The organism is Spirosoma pomorum (assembly GCF_054776615.1).
Genome location: NZ_BAAHBP010000039.1, coordinates 304,907 through 323,200 on the forward strand (window position 1 = coordinate 304,907; position 18,294 = coordinate 323,200).

The 18,294-nt window shown below is 49.7% G+C and carries 14 protein-coding genes; 8 read left to right on the forward strand and 6 right to left on the reverse strand.

Annotated elements, in window-relative coordinates; all coding sequences use genetic code 11:
• Window positions 1–14 precede the first annotated feature (14 nt).
• From ACYVAD_RS25190 to recF, 5 genes are all read right to left on the reverse strand, one after another.
• A complete protein-coding gene (locus ACYVAD_RS25190; protein WP_461142308.1) occupies window positions 15–3,458 on the reverse strand; it encodes an efflux RND transporter permease subunit in 3,444 nt (1,147 codons plus the stop codon).
• 130 nt (window positions 3,459–3,588) lie between these two features.
• A complete protein-coding gene (locus tag ACYVAD_RS25195; RefSeq protein ID WP_461142309.1) occupies window positions 3,589–4,728 on the reverse strand; it encodes an efflux RND transporter periplasmic adaptor subunit in 1,140 nt (379 codons plus the stop codon).
• A 24-nt stretch (window positions 4,729–4,752) separates the two neighbouring features.
• On the reverse strand, window positions 4,753–6,414 hold the full coding sequence (locus tag ACYVAD_RS25200; RefSeq protein ID WP_461142310.1) for a TolC family protein: 1,662 nt from the start codon (window positions 6,412–6,414) through the stop codon (window positions 4,753–4,755).
• A gap of 21 nt (window positions 6,415–6,435) precedes the next feature.
• A complete protein-coding gene (locus ACYVAD_RS25205) occupies window positions 6,436–7,032 on the reverse strand; it encodes a TetR/AcrR family transcriptional regulator (protein WP_461142311.1) in 597 nt (198 codons plus the stop codon).
• Between the two features lie 274 nt (window positions 7,033–7,306).
• On the reverse strand, window positions 7,307–8,431 hold the full coding sequence (gene recF / locus ACYVAD_RS25210; RefSeq protein WP_461142312.1) for a DNA replication/repair protein RecF: 1,125 nt from the start codon (window positions 8,429–8,431) through the stop codon (window positions 7,307–7,309).
• Window positions 8,432–8,613: 182 nt separating this feature from the next.
• Here recF and pdhA point away from each other — a divergent pair, with 182 nt between their 5' ends.
• From pdhA to ACYVAD_RS25250, 8 genes are all read left to right on the forward strand, one after another.
• Window positions 8,614–9,660 carry a pyruvate dehydrogenase (acetyl-transferring) E1 component subunit alpha gene (gene pdhA / locus ACYVAD_RS25215; RefSeq protein WP_461142313.1) on the forward strand — a complete coding sequence of 349 codons (1,047 nt, stop codon included), beginning with the start codon at window positions 8,614–8,616 and terminating at the stop codon, window positions 9,658–9,660.
• Between the two features lie 148 nt (window positions 9,661–9,808).
• Window positions 9,809–10,747 (forward strand): ring-cleaving dioxygenase, encoded by a 939-nt coding sequence (locus tag ACYVAD_RS25220; protein ID WP_461142314.1) that lies wholly within the window; start codon window positions 9,809–9,811, stop codon window positions 10,745–10,747.
• 25 nt (window positions 10,748–10,772) lie between these two features.
• On the forward strand, window positions 10,773–11,420 hold the full coding sequence (locus ACYVAD_RS25225) for an alpha/beta hydrolase (RefSeq protein ID WP_461142315.1): 648 nt from the start codon (window positions 10,773–10,775) through the stop codon (window positions 11,418–11,420).
• An 11-nt stretch (window positions 11,421–11,431) separates the two neighbouring features.
• Window positions 11,432–11,728 (forward strand): muconolactone Delta-isomerase family protein, encoded by a 297-nt coding sequence (locus ACYVAD_RS25230; protein WP_461142316.1) that lies wholly within the window; start codon window positions 11,432–11,434, stop codon window positions 11,726–11,728.
• Between the two features lie 83 nt (window positions 11,729–11,811).
• Window positions 11,812–12,288 (forward strand): guanyl-specific ribonuclease, encoded by a 477-nt coding sequence (locus ACYVAD_RS25235; RefSeq protein WP_461142317.1) that lies wholly within the window; start codon window positions 11,812–11,814, stop codon window positions 12,286–12,288.
• The gene (locus tag ACYVAD_RS25240; RefSeq protein ID WP_461142318.1) at window positions 12,285–12,731 is read left to right on the forward strand and encodes a barstar family protein; all 447 of its coding nucleotides are present in this window, start codon (window positions 12,285–12,287) and stop codon (window positions 12,729–12,731) included. The genes ACYVAD_RS25235 and ACYVAD_RS25240 overlap by 4 nt, the downstream gene beginning before the upstream one ends.
• 100 nt (window positions 12,732–12,831) lie before the next feature.
• Complete coding sequence (gene mfd / locus ACYVAD_RS25245; RefSeq protein WP_461142319.1) at window positions 12,832–16,185, forward strand: transcription-repair coupling factor; 3,354 nt, start codon at window positions 12,832–12,834, stop codon at window positions 16,183–16,185.
• 39 nt (window positions 16,186–16,224) lie between these two features.
• On the forward strand, window positions 16,225–17,487 hold the full coding sequence (locus ACYVAD_RS25250) for an SUMF1/EgtB/PvdO family nonheme iron enzyme (protein ID WP_461142320.1): 1,263 nt from the start codon (window positions 16,225–16,227) through the stop codon (window positions 17,485–17,487).
• A 46-nt stretch (window positions 17,488–17,533) separates the two neighbouring features.
• On the opposite strand, the gene ACYVAD_RS25255 is transcribed toward ACYVAD_RS25250, so the two are convergent.
• Window positions 17,534–18,118: a ComF family protein gene (locus tag ACYVAD_RS25255; RefSeq protein ID WP_461142321.1), complete on the reverse strand. Its 585-nt coding sequence runs from the start codon at window positions 18,116–18,118 to the stop codon at window positions 17,534–17,536.
• Window positions 18,119–18,294: the final 176 nt, after the last annotated feature.

Here is an 18,294-nt window from a genome sequence, read left to right on the forward strand (position 1 = left end):
TCTCGGGGTACTTGTTATACGAGTGCTTCTTCGCGTTGTGATTGCTTTTTCATCTCAAGGGCAGGGTCTTTTTTACCAAACCACTTCATCCGAACACGCTCGTTGATCCAGTACAGACAGGGCACGATCACCAGCGTCAGAACCGTCGAGAACGTAAGCCCGAAGATGATGGTCCATGCCAGAATATTCCAGAATACGGCCGAGTCTCCACCGATAACCAGGTGAGGATCGAAGTCACGGAACAGGCTGACAAAATCGACCGTCAGACCGAGCGCCAGCGGGATCAGCCCCAATACGGCCGCCGATGCGGTCAGCAGCACTGGGGTCAGACGAATACCACCCGCATCGATGATCGCTTCACGTAAGGGAACACCCCGTCCGCGCAGCTCCTCAATAAATTCGATGAGCAGAATACCGTTCTTCACTACAATACCAGCCAGGGCGATGATACCCACGCCCGACATAATGACCGAGAACGTTTTACCCGCCAGCACAAAGCCCAGCAAGACGCCAATCAGTGACAGAGCGATGGTAACGAAGATAATCAGCGGTTTTACGACGGAGTTAAACTGCGTGGCCAGAATCAAATAAATCAACAGAATAGCAATACCAAAGGCCGAAATCAGGAAGTTCATCGACTCCTGCTGGTCTTCCTGCTCACCACCCATTTTGATCGTGTAGCCGTTTGGCACGTCTATGTCGTTGACGACCTGCTGGATCTGACCGACAATCTGGTTGGCGTTATATCCCGGCACAACATCCGAACTGAGCGTAACAAGTCGCTGCTGATTTTTGCGGTTGATCTGACTGAACGTAGTCGAGTAGCTGATGTTAGCCACCGACGTAATGGGTACTTGCCGCAGTTGCCCGCCCGAAGCCATATCGCGGTACACCACGTTCAGACTCAGTAATCGCTCGATCTGACTACGGTCGTCGGGGCGCAGTCGAACCATGATCGGGTATTCGTCTTTTGCGTCACGGAATTTCGAGATTTCCGTACCAAATAGCGCCGTCCGAATAGCCAGCGCGATCTGACCCGACGAGATACCTTCGCGCTCGGCTTTATCGCGGTCAATGTCGATCACGATTTCGGGCTTGTTGGTGATCAGATCTGATTTCAACTGGTCAATCCCCGCAATACCCGCCTGCTGAATGCGCTGACGTACCTGCTTTTCGATGTCGCTGAGCGTTTTAAAATCGTCACCCGCAATCTCGATGGCAATAGGTTTCCCCGTTGGTGGACCGTTCGACTCGCGTTCAACCGAAATTTCGCTCCCCGGCAATCCCTGCATAGCCGTCCGAACCTTGGCCAGGATCGTATCCGTTGGAATCCCCTCACGCTCTTCGTTTCCTTTGAACGCAATCGTCACCTTCGATTTCTGAGGTGTGGCTGACCGGTCGGGGTTGGTAGGATCACCGGCGTTTTTACCAACGTTAGAAATTACCGAGTTAACGATATGATCAGCCTTGTTATCCTTCAACACTTTGAAGATTCGCTTCTCAATTACCTTCGTCACCGAATCGGTTACCCGGGCGTCAGTGCCAACCGGCATTACGTTGTAGACGTAGATATAGTCAGGTTCACCACTGGGGAAGAACACAACATTTGGCGAAGCAATGCCCGTTATAACGAACGTAGCGATAAGCAACGCAAACGCGCCAGCCACTACCCAAACCGACCGCCAGCCCGTTAATACCCACGAAATCAGCCGACGGTAGTTGTTTTTCAGGGCAGGCAGTAAACGCTCCTGGAATGGCAAAATCATCTTCGGCGTCAGTATGTAGTGATTGAAGACGTACAGAAGCATGAACAGCACGAATAGATTACCGATACCCCGATCGAGAACGTAACCAATACCTGTCAGCACGGCCATGACAATCAGCGGGCGTTTTATCTCGTCAAAGCCCGGATTGACGTCTTCTTTGTGTTCCTCATCGTGGCGCTGCATGAACGTAACAGCAAAGACTGGGTTGATGACGTAGGCGACAAACAGCGATGCAAACAGGGTCAGGATCAGCGTCAGAGGCAGAAACTTCATAAACTCGCCCACGATTCCCGGCCAGAACAACAGCGGGAAGAAGGGGGCAATCGTCGTCAGCGTACCCGTCAGAACCGGTACAAATACCTCACCCGCTGCGGCTTTAACGGCCTGCTTGATATTCCAGTCTTTATTTTCGTTGAAGAGCCGGTGTGAGTTCTCGATAACTACGATGGCATCATCTACTACCAGTCCCAGTCCCAAGAGGAAGGCAAATAGTACGATCGTATTCAATGTGAAGGCTGTACCCACACCCGGGCCAATTACGGGCATCATCACGAATGCGACCAGCGCCGACAGCGGAACCGACAAGCCAATGAAAATGGCATCACGGACCCCCATGAAGAACATCAGGATCAATACGACGAAAATGAAGCCCAATACAACCGTGTTGATCAGATCATTTACGTTCTCGCGGGTCGGCTCCGATGAATCGGCGGTGATTTTAATATCCAGCCCCTGCGGAAAGCGCGTTTCTTTATATTCGTCAATCGTCTTTTCAATATTATCAGCCGCTGACAGCAGGTTGGCTCCCGCCCGTTTGATTACGTTCAGCGTGACAACCGATTTGTTGTTGAGCCGGGCGAAATCCTGTTGTTCCTCGAAGCTGTCCTGCACCTGCGCAATATCGCCAAGCCGGATCGTGGCGCCCGTGGCCGTACGTATCTGCAGATTTTCGATCTGCGCTACGTCGGTGAATTCGCCTTTTACACGAACTGTCCGCCGAACGCCATCAACGTTTAATTCCCCCCCCGATACGTTGACGTTCTCGCCCTGTACGGCCTGCTGAATATCAGTAAAGGCTAGGCCAGCCGACTGCATCCGGGGTAGATCAACATTAATCTGAATTTCCCGCGTCAGCGCGCCCACGATGTCCACACGCCGAATTTCGGGCATGGCTTCGATAGCATCCTGTAGATCCTCGGCGTACTCTTTCAGTTGCTTCAGCGAAAAGTTACCGGCCATATTGATGTTCATGATCGGAAACTCCGAGAAGTTTACGTCCTGTGCCGTCGGACCCGCGTCGAGTTTCTGCGGCAGGTCGGGTTTTGCTTTATCGATGGCATCGCGAACACGTTGCAGCGCTTCGGCCGTCTGTACGTCGGGGTTAAATTCGACCAAGATAACCGATACGTCCTGCAACGCATTCGACTTGATTCGCTTTACACCCGAAATCGACTTTAGCTGCTTTTCAATCTGCTTGTTGATCGTGTTCTCAATATCGGCCGGGGCTGTTCCCACGTATACCGTGTTGATGTACACCTGCGGCACCTTGATGTCCGGAAATTGCTCCTTAGGCAGGTTGTTGTACACGAACAGCCCACCGAGCGTAATCAGGAACGTGAAGATGTAAATCGCCGTCCTGTTCTCGACACACCAGTTGGTGAAACCGAGGGTTTTATACTGTTCAAATTTCATTTTAAGGGGAGTTTGTAGAGACGCCTATATGCGTCTTCTGTGCGTCAGCAATAGATCACTTTACCTAAAACCATCCGGTCATGAGACGCCTGTATGCGTCTCTACGAGTAATTAGCAATCAATCATCCGATCAGAAACTGATTGGTTGTCCATCCACTAAATCCTGATAACCAGTTGTTACTAACTGATCACCCGCTTTCAGGCCATTCGTAATGGTAACCTGCCCACCGTATGCCTGACCCGTTTTCACTGGTCTGGCTTTCGCGATTTTCTTACCACCTTCGGTTTCGGCAACGTAAACCAGCTGCCCATTTTCAGTGCTTTGAATCAGGTTTTGGTTGATGACGATGGCGTTAGTCTGCGTCTGATCGTTGATCTTCACCTGCGCCAGCATATTTGGCTTCAGACTGTTGTCGGCCGGTAGGGGAGCTTCGATAGTAAACGTCCGACTTAGGGGATCGACTGTTGTCGCGACAAACGAGATGGTCGAGTTCAGATTCCGATTTATATCCGGCAGCCGCACAACTACTGGAACACCCTTCTGAACACTGCCCGAATACGTATCGGCTACTTTAGCCACCACTTTCAGCTGCGACAGATTGACTACCCGAACCAGGCCCATTCCCGGTGCGGCTGACTGACCAATTTTTACGGCTACCTGATCGACAACGCCGGAGATCGGTGATGTTACGGTCGACTGGCCGATCTGCGCGTTGAGCGTCGACAGCCGCCGTTCGAGAGCTTCCTTGTTATTCTTGGCTTGCAGATATTGGATTTCAGTACCGATCTGCTGCTTCCAGAGAGCCGCCTGCTTTTCGTAAACCGTATTGGCCAGCGACAGCTGGGTTTTGAGTTCGGCCTGCGATTCGCGCAGCAACTGATCGTCGACCTTGGCAATGGCTTGCCCCGCCCGGACATTATCGCCCTCCTTTACGTATACCGCCGTAACGACACCGCCTGATTTGGGCGATACCTGCACGTTGTTCTTGGCATCGATTGTCCCCTGCAGCTCTACGTAATGCCGGAACGTAGTAGTTGTTATCGGAGCCACCGTTACATCCTTCACCCGGCTTTCGGTAGCTTTCTTTGGGTCGAGACGGGCCACTTCGGTTTCCAGCTCTTTGATTTTTTTGTTCAGTTCAGACTGCTGCGTCTTCAATTCCGATAGTTCAGCCTGTTTGCCCTGAAGATCGCCTTTCGTTTCTTTCTTCTCCGACGAGCAACTTATCAATAAGCCCGTAATCAAGACAATAGCGTAATGATTTTTCATGCAATTTTTCAAATTTCAGCGTTGTTATAATCCAATGTAAAGTCGGCCAAGTGCTCTATCCTGATCGACTTTAGCGATCAGAAAATCGTACAGCGATGCGAAGTAATTCGTCTGTGCTTCCCGAAGCGATGCCTCGGCATTCAGCACTTCGATGCTTGAACCAACCCCTTCCTTGTACTTGATCCGTGTCACCCGCACGATTTCCTGGGCCAAATCGCGGTTGCGCTGCTGGGTTTCCAGTGACTGCAGGCCGTTCCTGAGCGTAATACTCGACTGACGAATTTGCAGATCGATCGAATTGCGCAACAGCTCACCACTGTTGTGGGCTTTCTGGAGCGTTACGCGCTTCTGGGCAATCTGATACCGCTTTTGAAACCCGTCGAAGATGGGAACCTGCAGGCTTAGGCCTACCGTAGCAAAGTTGAGCCATGGAGCCGTAATGAGCTGACCAATCGCGTTACGTCCACTGTTGTAGCCGTAGTTAGCAAAGCCCGCCAGGGTAGGGAAGTAGCCTTTCTGCGTCAGTTCGATATCCTGCTCAGCCAGTTTGATCTGGGTTTCCAGCGTGGAATAATCAATTCGGCTGCTGTACCTGAACGTCGGATCGGATGAGATCAGCGGCCGTAAATCGTCTACTGAACGATCCTGTAACTGCTCAGCCAGCGTGATTTCGTCGTTGATGCCCATCCCCATCTGAAACTTGAGCAGGGTATAGCTTAGCTCAAGCAGATTCTGTACGTTCTGCCGCTCAGCGCGTAGGTTATTGGCCTGAACATCCAGTCGCTGCACATCCAGCTTTTCCACGAATCCCTGCTGGTTGAGCGCCCGCGTTTCATTCAGCAGCGTATCCAGCCGACTAATGTTGTAATCAAGCAGCTTGGCCCGCTCCAGTGACACCAGCACGCTGTAATAGGCTTTGGCTACCTGCTCGGCGACGGTGACCTTACTACCCTGTAGATTCCGCTGGGCTAGTTCACGGTACGTGGCGGCTGCCCGCAAACCAACGTTCAGACTCGGGCTGTAGATAACCTGGTTCAGGTTTATTGTGGCGTTACCAGAGTATTTCACCCCGAATTGCACAGGTACGGCTGGCGCATCAGGCGATGCGTTCGGGTCGAAGAAGTTGGCGGGTAAAAAGGCGCGCTGAATAATGAGGTTGTCGGTCAGTGATGCACTACCTGCTACCTGCGGCAGGGCCGAGGCTTTTATCTCCCGAATTCGGCCTTCGGCGCTGACACCGTCGAGTACGCTGTTCTTTACGTTGATGTTCTGCCGGAGCGCAAAATCGATGGCCTGCTGCAACGTAAACGACTGACCATTTGCCGATCCACCCGAAGGCCGCAAACCCGTTGGTGCCGGTCCCAGCCCCGAATTAAAGGTCGAAATTACGTTAGGCTGTAGATTAACCGGTCCATTGGCTCCGTCGAGCGAAGGAGTTCCGGCCGATGGACTTGTACTGGGCTGACCCGGTACAGCCACTCCGGTTCCGGGCGTTACGCCAGGCTGCGCAATTATGGCTCCTGTAGCGGCTGGCTGTTGTGCGCCCGGTTGCTGTCCGCTGGCAGCCGCCCCGGTTGGTTGTTGCCCAACGGAGGGCTGTGTAGCTACCTGCGCCATCGACGCCGGCAATAGCCACCCCGTCAACAGCCAGAGTGTTGCTACTCGCACTTTATTATTTACTTTCATACGCTTTCAGGTTGTATTAGTTTAATCATTCTTATACTCGTTGTAAATGGCGAATCCTTTTTCCGTCAGCATGCCCCGAACGAAGTGGTGCGTCAGCTCTCGTTGAATATCCAGTCGGCTTCCCTCGTCAAACGACGTAAAATCCGTACTCAGGGCGAGTTCGATCTGTTCGACGCGTATTCGGGCCATTATTTGTGGATTGACATCGTCCCTATATATACCGTCTCTTTTTCCCCGTAAAATATTGTTGACAACCTGCTTCATAATGTGATTATCTACGTGCTGTCGAATCAATTGATACGCTCGGGAGTAGTAGCGCTGAACGTCGGTGAACAGACAGGGATTGACGTGTTCCTGCTTTTTGCAGATCATTTGGAGCATACCCATCATTTCTTCAATGGGGTTCATCGTGACATCGGCGATGCAGTTCAACTCCGCAACATCGGCGTCCACTTTTGATTGCATGATCTGACAAAGGATATCTTCTTTATCGTTGAAATGCTGATAGATCGTCTTCTTCGATATACCAAGCTGGCGGGCAATGTCCTCCATTGTTACTGACCGTACACCGTGCTGCCAGAACAAACGCTCCGCTTCCGCCCATATCTTTTCTTTCATGCTACGCTTTTAGACTTCACCGGATCGAACCCAGGAAACTTTGCAAAGGTTCCGAGTTTCCATTGTATAATAATGGATTAAATGATGAACGGCTGGAATAGGGGAGTGAACAGACAAGTAAGCCCGACAAACTGGAAAATTTATCGGGCTTGAGTACTTAAAGACAGCAAAAAGCGATGATTTTGAGAGGAATCAGACGTCAGATCTGAACGAAATGACATGGGCGAATGAATGCACTTGGGAAATCATTTCCCGGAAACAACAGAATAGTATGTCAGCCCTTAAGAGGTTCGATGTCGAAAAAGCGAATGTCAGCAGTGACCTGTTTGAGTAGCTCGCGGGTACGTTCGGGGCGGGCGTCAGTGATGAAGAGTTGGCCAAAGGCACCTTCATCCATCTGCTGTATGAGTTTTCCGATACGTCGATCATCCAGTTTATCGAAAATATCATCCAGCAACAGTAAGGGCTTAATTCCTTTCTGCATCTCCAGCAAATCAAACTGGGCGAGTTTCAGGGCAATCACAAACGTTTTTTGCTGCCCCTGCGAACCGAATTTTTTCAGTGGCACCGACTCACCAATTGAATTACCGATCATAAAACCATAATCGTCTTTATGCACGCCCATGGTTGTTCGCTGTAAGAGAGTATCGCGCCGACGGCTATGCCGAAATTCATTCATAAAGTCAGCATTACCCACTTCCGACTCGTAAACGATAGAAACCTGTTCCCGTTCGTCGCTGAGATAAGCATAATGTTTCTGAAAGCTCGGCATATAGTCGGCAATAAACTGTACCCGCCGATCATGAATCTGCTTTCCTAGTGTCAGTAAGGGTTCGTCGTACGTATCCAGTAAGTCGTTGTCGACCTGATTACGCTCAGCAAAGAGTTTGAGCACACTGTTACGTTGTTTCAGAACTTGCTGATATTGGAGATAATTGCGCAGGTAATCCGCATCAAGCTGAGCGAGCACCCCGTCAAAAAATTGTCGTCGATCTTCACTGTGATCCCGCACCAAGTCCGTGTCGTTGGGCGCGACCAGCACGACCGGAAAGCGCCCAATGTGTTCGCTCACGCGTTCATATGGCTTCTTATCGGCCATTAATACTTTTCGCTGTCCACGCTGCAAACTAATGGTGATCTGAACCTGACGGGCATGGCTGGTCTCGCTGTTTTCCTCGAAAATGCCGTCGATGATAAAGTAATCGGCGTCGTGCAAAATGCTGAGCGCGTCCTGACTTTGAAATGCACTTTTGCTGAGGGCTAAAAAATAAATAGCGTCCAGTAGGTTCGTTTTCCCGCTTCCATTGGGCCCAACAAGCACATTTATCTGCTTTCCGAAGGTAAACCGGCTGTCTTCGTAGTTCTTAAAATTGGTCAGGCTCAGCTTTTCAAGGTGCATACGTATGGCGCATAACGCGAGATTCCGTAATTTCGCGGCAACGCCCGACTGCGTTACCTAGTGCCGAACGTTGTTATTGAAACGTTTACCGCTTCGGTACAGGCAACAAAGATACGGCCGGTTTGTTAGGTTAATGGACCTCCAGCAGAACATCGATTACTGATTTCATCGAACCCATCCTCATGGCAAGCGTCAAAGAGAAATCCGACACAAAGAATAATAAGGCTCCGGAAGCAGCAAAAACGCAACATCCGAATGAGCGGTATATGTACTGGTATGAGTCCATGCAACTGCAACGGAAATTTGAAGAAAAAGCCGGGCAGCTTTACGGACAGCAAAAAATTCGTGGCTTCTGCCACTTGTACATCGGCCAGGAGGCTGGTTCATCGGGTGCGGCTTCGGCCCTGACGAAAGATGATAAATGGATTACGGCCTACCGTGACCATGGTATCCCACTCGCATTGGGCTCTGATCCTAAAGCCATCATGGCCGAGCTGTTCGCAAAACAAACAGGCTCTTCGAAAGGAAAAGGCGGTTCGATGCACATCTTCGATAAGTCGGTAAACTTCGTTGGTGGCCACGGTATCGTAGGCGCACAAATCCCACTGGGAGCGGGTCTTGCCTTTGCCGAGAAATACAACAAAACCCAGAACCTGTGTATCTGTTACTTCGGTGACGGCGCGGTTCGCCAGGGTGCTCTGCACGAGGCTTTCAACATGGCTATGCTGTGGAAATTGCCCGTTATTTTCGTTGTCGAAAACAACGGCTACGCCATGGGCACATCGGTAGCCCGTACGTCGAACGTAACGGAGCTGTATACCATTGGCGAGGCCTATGATATGCCATCTGAACCAGTCGACGCAATGGACGTTGAAGCCGTTCACGAAGCCGTTAGCCGCGCGGCTGACCGGGCCCGTGCGGGTGAAGGTCCAACTTACCTGGAGTTCCGGACGTATCGTTACCGCGGTCACTCCATGTCCGATCCCCAGAAATACCGTTCGAAAGATGAGGTTGAGCAATATAAAATGCGTGACCCTGTCGAAATGGTGAAAGCACGTATTCTGGAGAAAGGTATTGCTACGGAAGAGGAGCTGGCTGCTATTGATAAGAAGATCAAAGGTATTGTGGATGAATCGGTTAAATTCGCTGAAGAGTCTCCATACCCACCAGTAGAAGAAGCGTACAAAGACGTTTACATGGAGCCAGACTATCCATTCCTAATGGAGTAGGCAGATTAGCTTTACAGAAGAAAAGTCCGGCATCCGATGTCGGACTTTTTTTATTGAACCAATTTTTCGATTTACATGTATATACATTAAATGTAACAACATTATACATTTGTAAAAACAATCCGACCATCTAACCAATTTCAATCCTATGGAAACGCTCATCAATGGTTTGCATCATGTAACAACAATAGCTGGTGATACACAGCGTAATGTTGACTTCTACACGGACGTTCTGGGCTTACGGCTCGTCAAAAAAACCGTCAATTTCGACGCGCCCGATGTGTACCACCTCTATTACGGTGACGAAACTGGTACGCCGGGAACCATCCTGACATTCTTCCCTTACGGGAATTTACCACGAGGCCGGAAAGGTGTTGGGCAGCTAACGTTTACCGCCTTCTCCGCACCAACGGCAGCCATGAGCTATTGGATGGATCGCCTGAACGAACGTAGTATCCCTTACGCTGGTCCGTACAAACGCTTTTCCGAAACGTATCTACGTTTTGAAGACCCCGATGGAATGGGCATTGAGCTCGTTTTCACGGACGACGATCAGCGCACTAGTTGGGACAACGGTCAGATTCCAGCCGCAAACTCGATCCGGGGTTTTCACACGGTTACGTTAAACAGCGCGACGCCTGATCAAACCGGCAAACTGCTGACGGATGTTATGCAACACACGCTGGTAGGCGAGGAGGACGGTCGTCTTCGATTCCAGGCGGGGAAAGGTGGATCGGGTAGCTTCGTCGATGTCCTGAAAACGCCGGAGGGTGTACGGGGGCTGCAAGGCGCCGGTTCAGTGCACCACGTTGCTTTCTCGACCAACTCCGACGAAACCCAGCTGCTCATTCAGCAGCAGTTGTCCGACGCTGGTTATCACGTGACGCCGGTTCAGGACCGCAACTACTTTAACAGTATCTACTTCCGCGAGCCGGGTGGTATTCTGTTTGAAGTTGCTACCAATCCTCCGGGATTCGCTATTGACGAATCCGTTGCGGAATTAGGTACGGCCCTCAAACTACCTCCTCAATATGAGCCAGCCCGCGCCAGAATTGAAGCAGGACTGCCTGAGATTACGGTTAAATAAATCAGATGTCTGAACGAACAAGATAATGATTCATAATCCCAACAACCTCCATTATGCTGGTAAACCAATCACCGAAGCCAGTAAGGTGATGGTGATGGTTCACGGGCGTGGCGGTTCTGCCGCCGATATTCTTTCACTGTCCAGGTACATCAGTTCCGACGAGTTTGCGTTTGTAGCGCCCGAAGCGCAGGGTAATACCTGGTATCCGTATTCATTCATGCGACCAACGGAAGAGAACGAGCCTGCTTTGTCGTCGGCGCTGGAGGTACTGAGCAGCCTTCGTGGCCGGCTCCAGGCAGATTATAATTTCAAGTTGCCCCAGATTTACTGGTTTGGCTTTTCGCAGGGAGCTTGTCTGTTGTTGGAATTTCTGGCACGTAACGCGACGCAGTACGGCGGAATTTTTGGTCTGAGTGGCGCCTTAATTGGCCCACCTGGCACAGCCCGCGACTACGACGGTTCCTTTGACCAGACGCCTATTTTTATGGGTTGCAGCGACCGCGATAGTCATATCCCAAAAGATCGTTTTCTGGAAAGCGAGCAGGTTTTTCGCAACTTAGGCGCCGAGGTAACGGCTAAATTATACCCTAATTTTCCGCACACAATCAACGAAGACGAGCTAAAGATTGTTAATTTGCTGATAGAGGGGGGCGTTTCCCCAACTGTTCACTAACAGCAATGCTTATGAGCCAGTACATGGTTGAATTTGACTTACCCACTCACATGGATGATGGGTTTATGAATCGAATCCCAGCACAACGGCTCAAAATTGATGAAATGATGGAAAAGGGGGTACTGTTATCCTATTCTTTGTCAGCAGATCGTCAGAAGTTGTGGTGCATTGTTAAAGCCGATTCAGAAATGGAAGTGATGGAATCAATTTCGGAGTTTCCGCTCATTAAATACATGACTCCCATGATTACGGAATTGATGTTCCATAATATGGTGGCGGCCCGAATACCACTTTTTTCCCTGAATTAGTCGAAGAAGCCCTCCCCCAGACGGAGGGCTTTTTTCATTCTATCTACTTTCTTTGTCTGTCGCTTTAATCTGCTTCAGAACGTATGCCATCACTTCGTTTATTCTTCCAGTTCTGCCTATTGATAGTCGGTTTGTTCAGCAGCCTTGCCTGTCGAACCGATCAAGGAGAATCTAACCGTCAGGACGTATTTCAGGATGATCACCGGCCGGAGCGTCAGTCCCATAAACGGCGGCATCAGTCCGAGAACTATCGATCAAATCAAGCCCAGCCATCGACACGTACCTCAAACCGGATTCCAGATAAGGTAATTAAGGTTTTAGATTACGTTCGAAAGAATGGCCAGGCTCCCGAAGGTTACGTTGGTGGACGGGTATTCGGTAATTTTGAAAATCATTTGCCCAGAAATGATCTGTCGGGCGATAAAATCAGGTACCAGGAGTGGGATGTTAATCCAAAAGTTCGCGGCCAGAATCGGGGAGCCGAGCGGCTGGTAACTGGTTCTGATAACCGCGCGTATTATACAGCCGATCACTACAACACGTTTACAGAAATAAAATGACACCCAACGTTCTCATTAGCCAGTCAGAGCGCGAGTTAGAAGCTCATTTCGCCGATTCATTTATTGCTCACGTCGACGGGAGCAAGACCCTTACGCTTCGTCAGTTTTACGAGGCTATGGCCGATCTGCTGGAGATTCCAGACTTTGGTTTTAACCTGGATGCGCTCAACGACTCGCTCAACGATCTACAATGGTTGGAGGATGAGCAGATTGTGCTTTATCTAACCAACACCAACGACCTCGTTAGCAAAGAGCGTGATCCCGCCAAAATGGCCAGTCTGCTGAATATTCTGGATGCAACCGCCGAAGACTGGAAATGGGTGGATGAAGATGATGCTATTGACCGGAAGGAAATTATTATTGTCTTTGAGGACAGTCCTCGTATTCGCAAGCTACTTGACAATGAGTCAATTGCTTATCAGATGCTGGCTGAACTAAACTAGTTTTCTGCAACAAATTTTGTAGACCTGCTGTTATGCCAGAAGCCGCCGGAATATTCTTTCTGCGGCTTTTCGTGCTTGCTCATTACAATCTGAATCTCGCTTGAAACCAGAGGAATTGCTCGGTATCTATACCGACGATAGTTACATAAAACTACTGGCTGCCCCGTTTAATCAAAAGCCGTCTGGAGACCCGCAACGACTACAGATAAAAGGGCTGGCAGGCAGCGTCGATGCAGTTCTGGCATCGGCTCTTATCAAGATGGTTGGTGGTAACCATCTCTTCATTCTGACCGATCGGGACGAAGCATCCTATTTCTTTAACGATTTACAAAACGTACTCGGTCGGGAGATTTTGCTGTTCCCGATGTCGTACAAGAAGCCGTATCAATACGAGGAGGTTGAAAACGCTAACGTACTGATGCGGGCTGAAGTCCTGAACAAGCTTAATCCGGCACCCAAAGAGGGTTTGCTGATGGTTACGTATCCGGAAGCCATGTCCGAGAAAGTAATCAATAAGCGCTCGTTACAGGCAAATACGCTGACCATCCGGGTAGGGGAGAAGCTGGACACAAATTTCGTTTCAGAACTGCTTCAGCAATACGAGTTTGAGAAAACAGATTTTGTGTACGAAGCGGGTCAGTTCTCGGTACGAGGTGGGATTATCGACGTGTTTTCGTTCGCCAGCGAGTTCCCCTTCCGAATCGATCTGTTCGACGATGAAGTAGAAAGCATCCGGAAATTCAATCCCGAATCGCAGCTCTCAACCGATCCGGTCGACTTTATCAACATCATCCCGAATATCCAGACTAAGCTCGTTGAGGAAACCCGCGAGCCTTTTTTCGATTTTCTTCCCGATACCACCACTATTTGGGCGAAGGACATCGATTTCACGCTGGAGATTATTGAGAAATGCTACGAGAAAGCAGAGCAGAGCTTTACCACGATATTAGCCAATAGCGGTGGGATCCAGATCGTCTCTGACCCCGGCGATCTGTTCGAGACAAGACGTTCATTTTTGAATCAGTTGAAGACGTTTCGAACGGTTGAATTCGGGCGCAAGTTTTACTTCAAAACCGAGGGTCGTCAGCAGTACCAATCCAAACCTCAGCCGTCGTTTAATAAGGATTTCAAGCGGCTAGTGGACGTACTGGGAGACAATCAGGCCAAAGGATACACGAACATTATAGCGGCTGAGTCTTTCAAACAGTTAGACCGGCTACGAACGATTTTTGAGGAGCTTGACCCCTTCGTCAAGTTTCAACCCTTGAACATCGGATTGCGGGAGGGCTTCATCGACGAATCGCTTAAGGTCGCCTGCTTCACCGATCACCAGATCTTTGATCGGTATTATAAGTACCGCGTTCAGGATAAGTTCTCGAAGTCAAAGGCGCTGACATTGCGTGAGTTAAAAACGCTACAGCCTGGTGACTACGTAACGCACGTGGACCACGGCATTGGCCGTTTTGCGGGCCTGGAGCGCGTTGATCACGCGGGTAACGAGCAGGAAGCTATTCGGCTCATTTATCGCGATAACGATATTTTACTGGTTAGTATCCACAGCCTTCATAAGATCGCCAAATACAGCGGTCGGGAGGGCGGTCCACCCACGATGAGTAAACTCGGCTCGCAGGAGTGGGAGCAGAAGAAATCCAAAATCCGGAAGCAGGTCAAGGACATTGCGCGAGAACTTATCGCCTTGTACGCTAAACGACGTAACGCGCCGGGTTACGCTTACAGCCGCGACAGTTTTTTACAGGCTGAACTGGAATCCTCGTTTCTCTACGAGGATACACCCGATCAGGCTAAGGCTACCAACGACGTAAAAGACGACATGGAACGGCCTAACCCGATGGACCGGCTCGTTTGTGGCGATGTTGGTTTCGGGAAAACAGAGATTGCCATTCGGGCTGCTTTTAAAGCTGTTACAGATAACAAGCAGGTTGCGGTCCTCGTACCGACTACGATCTTGGCTATGCAGCATTACAAGACGTTCTCGGAACGTATGGCTGACTTTCCGGTTAAGATCGAATACATCAATCGGTTCAGAACAGCAGGCCAGATCAAGGAAATCTTGAAAGGCGTTTCTTCGGGTGAAATTGGTATTTTGATTGGCACCCATCGGATTGTCAATAAAGACATCAAATTCAAAGATTTAGGGCTACTCGTTATTGACGAAGAGCAGAAGTTTGGGGTTAAAACCAAAGATCGACTGAAAGAAATGCGGGTTGAGGTGGACGTATTAACGCTTACGGCAACGCCCATCCCCCGGACATTGCATTTCTCGCTGATGGGTGCTCGTGACCTGTCAGTTATTGCTACGCCACCGCCTAATCGGCAACCCGTCACAACCGAAGTACACGCATTCAACGAAGCGACGATTCGCGATGCGGTTAGCTATGAAATACGCCGGGGCGGACAGGTCTTCTTCGTGCATAATCGCGTCAATGATATTGAATCCATCGGGAATCTGATCATGCGTTTAGTACCTGAAGCTCGCATTGGCGTTGCCCACGGGCAGATGGAAGGCGAGAAGCTGGAGCGAATGATGACTCGCTTCATCGAAGGCGAATATGATGTATTGGTTTCTACCAACATCATCGAATCGGGACTAGATATTTCCAATGCCAATACCATTCTGATCAATAACGCGCATCACTTCGGTCTGTCGGACTTGCACCAGATGCGTGGTCGGGTAGGGCGCTCGAACCGGAAAGCCTTCTGTTACTTGTTGACACCTCCGCCTTCTGTACTGACGGCCGATGCCCGCAAACGACTGCAAACGCTGGAAGATTTTTCTGATCTGGGCGAGGGCTTCAAGATTGCTATGCGCGACCTGGATATCCGTGGGGCGGGGAACCTGCTTGGTGCTGAGCAAAGCGGATTCGTGAATGACCTTGGCTTTGAAATGTACCATAAAGTACTCGACGAAGCCGTACAGGAATTGCGCGAAAGCGAGTTCAAAGACCTGTTCGAAACGAAGCCCGGCGATTTTAAGCTAGCGTTACCTGATACCGTTATTGAAACCGATCTACAGGTCGTCATTCCAGAGCGTTACGTATCCAATATCTCCGAACGACTGGCGTTATATACCCGTCTGGATAGTCTGCAGAATGCAGAAGAATTACAGGCCTTTCGGCAGGAAGTTCTTGATCGGTTTGGCCCACTCCCTGAAGAGGTCGAAAACCTGATTAAAATGGTGAATGTCCGCTGGAAAGCAGAGCGTTTATACCTTGAAAAACTGACGCTTAAGAATAATATCCTGAAGGGCTTCTTCGTTTCTAACGGGAACGATGATTTCTTCAAATCAGACCAATTTGGCAAGGTAATTGACTACATCAAGCGTAATCCGGCCAAATGTTCCCTGAAGGAGTCAAAAAATCGCCCTATTTTCACCCATGCTGATGTGTTTTCGGTTGAGCAGTTAGATGACATATTAGGCGATTTGACAAATTAATCACGACGTTTGCACCTACGTTTTTACACAAAAACAGCAATGATTCTGAAGTATCACCTGAAACAGGCAGCGTATGTGCTGCTGGCAACGGCAGCCCTGGCCGCTTGTAAATCAAAGCATCCTACCAGTGTGAAACCTGGTAAGAAGAGTACCGCAACGGGGATTGCCTACAACGAAAAAGATGGCTTCCAGGTGAAGAAGTTTGCCGGTCAGAAGGCAGGTCCAAACCTCGTTTTCATTGAAGGTGGTCGGTTCACGATGGGTGCCTTGGAAGAGGACGTAATGAATTCACGCGATAACCGCGAACGTACCGTTTCGATTCAGTCATTCTACATGGATGAAACCGAAATGGCGAACGTCCATTACCTCGAATACTTAAATTCCATTACGCGGGATTCGTCGGAAGAAGTGGTCAGAGCAGCTTTGCCTGATACGACTGTTTGGGCCAACCCCTTGTCGTTTAACGACTCATACGTCACTCAATATCTTCGTTACCCTGCGTTCCGTTACTATCCAGTAGTCGGCGTATCGTGGGTACAAGCAAATGATTACGCTATCTGGCGGTCAAATGCGGTAAATAATGAACTGGCAAAAGGTGGTCAGAAAACGAAAAAGGGGGGTGGTTTCTCGCTGAAACGTAAATCGAAACAAGCGGAAGATCCAGCTCTTGCCGAAGCTACAGCCTCTGCAGCGCCAGCTAAGCCAAGTCTGGAAAGCGGCATGGTCCTACCAGATTATCGTCTGCCGACGGAAGCCGAGTGGGAATACGCAGCTAAAGCGCTGATTGGTACTCAGTACATGGACGAAAACCAAATCAACCAGCGGATTTACCCCTGGGATGGTTCGTCAGTACGTAACCCGAAGAAAGGTCGGAAACAGGGTCAGATGTTAGCCAACTTCAAACGTGGCCGTGGTGACTACGCGGGTATCGCTGGCCGATCGAATGATGGTGCTATCATTACTGCCGAAATTTACGCGTATCCTGCTAACGACTTCGGTCTGTATAACATGGCCGGTAATGTAAACGAATGGGTGTATGACGTGTATCGTCCACTGTCTTACCAAGACGTGAATGACCTTAACCCGATCCGTCGGAATGGTTATCTGGATGACGCTAAAAACTACGATACTAAGAACAGACAGTCGCTGATCGATGATAAACTGCGTGTTTATAAAGGCGGCTCTTGGAATGATGTAGCGTATTGGTTATCGCCGGGTACACGTCGCTTCCTGGATCAGGATTCTGCTACAGCTATGATCGGTTTCCGTTGCGCTATGATTGGCGTCGGTCGAAACCGGTAGGGTTGACGATAGAATTACTACGTTTTTAATACATGATAGCGGCTACTCAGCGATGGGTAGCCGCTATTGTTATTACCCCCACCGACTGGCACCCAGCCTTCAACAATTCGATAGCGCAGGCTTCAATCGTCGCACCCGTTGTCAATACGTCGTCAACCAGCGCCACTCGTTTACCGATCAAATTCTCGGCATTGCTGACGCCGAACACTGTCTTTACGTTTTCCCAGCGTTCAATTCGATTCTGGCTGGTCTGTGATTTCTTGAACGACTGCCTTATTAATACGTTCGAAAGAACAGGAATTTTAAGCGTATCTGACAACCCTTCGGCAATCCAGTCAGCCTGGTTATATCCCCGTTGTCGAAGACGGCTCTTATGCATCGGAACGCTTACCAGAGCGTCGATCTGCTCATCAATTTTGCTTTCACTTTTCAACTGATACCCGTACCAGCTCGCAATTTCCCGGGCAGCTTCTTTTTGTCCCCTGTATTTGATCTGGTGAATTAGCCGCTGTGCTAATCCACCTTTCACGAAGTATATGTACGACAGAACAAAGCTAACTGGCACTCTTCCGGCAAACTTATTGAGCGAGTTTACGTCGTCGGCCAGCAGATGTTGCTTTGTTTCTGGCATGTTGATCCGGCATCCAGTACAAAGTATTTCACTCCGCGTATGAAGCACTTGATCGCATCCCAGGCACAACGTTGGGAAAAGTAAATCAATGAAATCAGTTAGGAGTGCACGAACAGATTGAAACACAGCGATTATTCGTTAGTTAAATGAAATCTGCGTAATTTAGATAGAAGAAC